We start from the raw sequence: 4,945 nt of genomic DNA on the forward strand, positions 1-4,945 counted from the left end.
GTGTTCGCGGTTGTCCTGGTTGTGCAAGGCCACCTGCACGCCCGAGAGACGCTGGCGGAAGGCCTCGCGCTGGTCCGCGCCCTGCACCTTGCGGCCGTAGGCGTAACCGCCCCAGTTGATGTAGGCCTCGGCAAAATCGGCCTGGTCCTGCCAGTTCTTTTCCTGGATCAGGGGCAGGATGCCTGCGCCGTAGCTGCCGGGCTTGGCCCCGAAGACGCGATAGGACGCCTGCGCCGCCGCCTCGGCCTGGCCCAGTCCGCCCTGCATGGCCTGCTGCAGATCGCGCAGGTAGTGCTTGCGCACGAAGTTCATGTCTTCCGGCTCATCGGCGGCGATGGCCAGTTGCACGGCATCGTCAATCAGTTCGATCAGCTGCGGGAAGGCATCGCGGAAGAAGCCGCTGATGCGCGTGGTCACGTCGATGCGCGGACGCTGCAATTGATCCAGCGGGATCAGTTCGACCCCGGCCACCTGCCGGTTGCCTTCGCGCCAGACCGGCTGCGCGCCCATCAATGACAGGATCTGCGCCACATCGTCGCCATGGGTCCGCATGGCGCTGGTGCCCCAGATACTGATGGCCACACTCTCGGGATAGTCGCCGCTCTCGCGGTGATGGCGCTCCAGCACTTCGCGCGCCAGTTGCTGGCCCACGCGCCAGGCCGATTGCGAAGGTACGCTGCGGGGATCCACGGAATAGAAATTGCGCCCGGTCGGGAGAATATGCGCCATGCCGCGCGTGGGCGAACCGCTGGGTCCGGCCGGAATGTAGCCACCGCGCAGGCCGTTGAGCAGGTTGCCGATTTCCTCATCGGTACGCTGCAGGCGCGGCACCAGCTGCTCGCAGGCGAAGCTGAGGATGCGCCGCACTGCGCTGGTGTCGGTAGCCTTGATGGCAGCAGCCGGTGCTGCGCGCTTGACCGGCGCGGCCGATCGCGCCATGGCGCGCATGCCGCCGAGCACGCTGCCTGCGCTTTTTTGCAGGGTCGGTTGCAGGCGCGGTTTTTCTTCAGCGGGAGCGCTGAACAAGGGGGCGAACAAGGTCTGGATGACGCCCTCGATGGCAGGCACTGCAAAGCCTTGCTGCTGCAGGGATTGCATCAGCGACAGGCACAGCGCATCGATGGCTTCGAGCGCATCGGCGCGGGTGACGATGGCGCGCCCGGCCGTGCGGGAGAGCGCATCGTCGATGTTGAGGCGGCGGCCCTTGTGTTCCAGCAGCATGTCCAGCGACAGGCCGAAGAGCCGCGCCACTTCCTCCTGCAGGCCCGGCAGGTCCTGGTTGGGCAGGCGCGTCAGGGCCACCAGCATGTCCGGCAGTTGCTGCGCATCGGGCATGCGGCCGAGGATGTGCAGGCCGTCGCGGATCTGGGCCGCGCCCAGTTCGCAAAGGTAGCCGTCGAGGTCCTCGATCAGGTGCGCCACACCGGCGCCATCCAGTTCACTCAGCGCGTGCGGCAGCCCGTCGTCGTCGTGCGCATGGTCATGGTCGTGATGATGGTCATGGTCATCGTGATGATGATGTCCATGATGATGATGGTGATGGCCATGATCGTGACCGTGCTCATGGTCATGATCGTGTTCATGATGCAGCAGCTTGTACTGCAGGTCCCTATCCAGATTGGTCTGCCGTACCAGCTCCCAGATCTGCTGCTGCAGCAGCGGCAGCTTGGCCGGATCGAGCACCTCGACCTGGTAATACTCGTCCACCAGCTGCGTGAGCTGGGCCAGCGCGCCGTAGCTGTCGGCGGTGGTCATGGGTGGCGTCAGGTGGTCCACCACCACGGCATGGGCGCGACGCTTGGCCTGCGAGCCTTCGCCGGGATCGTTGATGATGAAGGGATAGAACAGCGGCACGTCGCCCAGCAAGGCATCCGGGAAGCATTCTTCAGACAGGCCCACGCCCTTGCCCGGCAGCCACTCCAGGGTGCCGTGCTTGCCGACGTGGACGATGGCATCCGCGCCCCATTCTTCATCCAGCCAGCGGTACAGCGCGTAGTAGTGATGGGTGGGCGGCAGGTCGGGCTGGTGGTAAATGGCGTCCGGGTCCATGCCGTAGCCGCGCGGCGGTTGCAGGGCCACGAAGGCATTGCCGAGGTCGAGTCCGGCGATCACCAGATGCTGGTCGTGCAAGTAAGCCTCGCCGGGCGCGGCGCCCCATTGGCGCTGCATCCTGGCCTGCAAGGCGGCGGGCAACGCGGCGAACCATTGCGCATAGCACGCCGCCGGGATGCGCGCGGCAGCACGGCGCAGTTGGTCTTCGGTGAGCAGGATGTCGTCGTAGGAGCAGCGGTCCACCAGTTCGTGGATCAGGGCCGTGCCGGTGTCGGGCAGATCGCTGATGGCATAGCCATCTGCTGCCAGTGCGCGCAGCACGGCCATGAGCGACTCGGGCGCATCCAGCCCCACGGCATTGCCGATCTGCGCGGCCTTGCTGCTGGAATTGGTGAAGATGAAGGCGATGCGTTTTTCTGCATTGGGCGTGCGGCGCAGGCGCACCAGCCGCTGCGCCAGCCCGGCGATGCGGCGCACGCGGTCCGGCAGGGCCTGGTACTGCACCACGCCCGCTTCACTGGTGTGCTTGAAGGACAGCGGCACACCGATGATGCGGCCGTCGAATTCGGGCAGGACCACGTTCATGGCCGCATCCAGCGGATTCATGCCGCGCGTGGAATGCTGCCACTGGTCCTGCGTCATGCCGCTGGTGATGGCCTGCAGCACCGGGCGGTTCAACTGCTCCAGCACCGAGACCGACCAGCCCGCCGGCGTGATGCCGCCGGCCGTAATCTCGCCCATGGCGAAGCTGGTGGTGTTGATGATGAGATCGACCCGGCCCTCGGCGAAATACGCCAGCGCAGGCGGCAGCGCCGCCCCACTGCTGGCCGACACCCGCAGCGAGGAAGTAAACACCGGCAGCACATCCATGCCGCGCGCCTCCAGCGCCGCCACCAGCGCATCGATGAAGGCGGTATTGCCCGAGAGCCAATGCGCCCGGTAGAAGATGATGCCCACCGCCGGCTTGCCCGCCGGGGCCTGCGCGCGCAGGGCCAGCCAGTCGTCGAGGCGGGCATCCTGTTCGAGGTCGGGATGGTAGAGACCATGTTCGGGCAAGGCCTGCGCGGGCTCGTAGCCGTAGCCGCTCAGCAGCAGGCGATCCGACAGGCAGCGCAGCAGCTGCGCCAGGTTGACGCTGCCGCCGCCGTTGAAATACGCCAGCGCCTGCTGTTGCACGTCAGGTGCGGCAGTGGACGCCGCGGCCAGTTCGGCATCGGGCTCGCCGGTACCGGACAGCACGATCAGCTGCCGCCCTTCGGCGCGCGCGGCCCGCAGCAATTCAGGAAAACCGGCCACTGCACCCAGCCGTCCGAGTACGCGTAGCACGATCACCTGCGCGCTGGCCAGCTCCGCGCGCAGCAGGGTCGCCAGCGTACGCAGCGGCTGACCCTGCTCATCGGTGCAGGATTGCAGGGCTTGCAGGTCGTAGCCCACAACGGTAGGAAAATCCTCCGGCAACTGCGCGCGTGCAGCAGCCAGCAGCGCCAGGTCGGTCGGGGCGTGCGTCAGCAGGACGATGCGGGCCACGGGATCATGCATCGGAGACCTCCGCTTCCGGCAGCACATCGCCGCTGCCCAGGCGATGGAAGACCAGGTCGCTCACTTCGCGTCCGCCTTCCAGATGCTCCACCACCACGCGCTCGATGGCGGCGGCATCCTCGCAGCGATACCACACGCCCTCGGGATAGACCACCACCACCGGGGCCTGCGCCTTGCAGGCCACCATGCAGTGGGTACGGGTGCGCTTGACACGCAGCTCGGGGCGGGCGTCGATCTGCTCGCCCAGCACGCCGAACATGGCTTCGGCCAGCACGCCGTTGTCGGTACAACGGGGACCCACGCACATGAGCACGTGACGATGATGAGTTCTCATGGCTTTGATGCTTTACTTTCCCCGGCGCAGCAACGCCGGACAGGGGCCCGTCAGGGCCGATCCATCAGCCAAAGCGGCGATAGAAGAAACCGGTCAACCCGCCCAGCGCCAGCCAGAACACGGCATTGGCCGCCGCCGTGGCGCGGATGAAGGCCTGTGCCAGTTCTTCCGGGGCCACGCTGCCGTGGACTTCCGGCTGCGGTGCGCCGATGAAATGCGGTACCACCAGCAGCATGACGCCAGCCAGCTTCCACAGCCAGCCACGGGTGAAGACGAACAGGCCCAGGCTGGCCGCCGTCATGGCGGCGGTCATCACCCACCAGAGCTGGCGCGCCTGCAGCGGTGCGGCCAGGGTACCGGGGACTTCCGGCGGCAAGCCCAGCGAGGGCGCGACGAAAAACACGCCATAACCGGCCAGGCCCCACAGCAGGCCGCTGCGCCAGCTGATCTGGCGTCCGCTCAGGGCAAAGGCCGCCACCAGCAGCAAGGCGAAACCGACCGCCATGCTGACGTTGGCCAGCACGGTGTAGCCGGTGCGCTCGGCGCCGTCAGCCGGCTCCCAGGCATTGGCGTCATGCGCGTGTTCGTGCTCATGCGCGTTCGCATGCGAGTGCTCGTGCGCAGCCGCCTGGGTGGCGGGTTCGTGGGCGTGGTCATCGGCTGCCGGGGCCGCCGATTCACCGGCCTTTTCATATTCCTCTGCCTTGAGGATGATCTTTTCGACCTGGAATTGCTGCACGCCCGACAGCAGCACGCCCGATAAAGCGCCTGCCACCACCACAGCCGACGCCATGCGCCGGAACACGGTCCAGTTCATCGTCCGCTCCTCAGTGGCAGGGGAAACCGGCCGAGTGGCGGCCATCGTGGGCGGCATTGTGCAGCTCGACCTTGGAGGCGAAGCCGGCGCCGTAGATCAGCGCCACACCCAGCGCGAAGGCCAGCAGCGAGGGCGCGATGCGGTCGCGCCAGACCTGGCTGCCGGCGTGGCTGGAAGAGGAAGAATCAGCGGTGTGACGGGCG

4 protein-coding genes are annotated in these 4,945 nt (G+C 67.1%); all 4 read right to left on the bottom strand.

Going from position 1 to position 4,945, the window contains the following annotated elements; translation table 11 throughout:
- Positions 1 to 3,591: cobaltochelatase subunit CobN (locus tag B3873_RS10840; RefSeq protein ID WP_286865956.1), on the bottom strand; the 3,591-nt coding region annotated here is incomplete at its 3' end.
- Positions 3,584 to 3,925, bottom strand: coding sequence for a (2Fe-2S) ferredoxin domain-containing protein (locus B3873_RS10845; protein WP_166675070.1), 342 nt, complete (start codon positions 3,923 to 3,925; stop codon positions 3,584 to 3,586). The genes B3873_RS10845 and B3873_RS10840, both read right to left, overlap by 8 nt.
- A gap of 64 nt (positions 3,926 to 3,989) precedes the next feature.
- Positions 3,990 to 4,742, bottom strand: coding sequence for a CbtA family protein (locus B3873_RS10850; RefSeq protein ID WP_286865959.1), 753 nt, complete (start codon positions 4,740 to 4,742; stop codon positions 3,990 to 3,992).
- A gap of 10 nt (positions 4,743 to 4,752) precedes the next feature.
- A partial coding sequence (locus B3873_RS10855; protein WP_286865961.1) for a CbtB domain-containing protein occupies positions 4,753 to 4,945 on the bottom strand: 193 nt, incomplete at its 5' end.

Source organism: Herbaspirillum sp. UBA812 (genome assembly GCF_002296545.1).
Lineage (GTDB): Bacteria > Pseudomonadota > Gammaproteobacteria > Burkholderiales > Burkholderiaceae_D > Herbaspirillum > Herbaspirillum huttiense.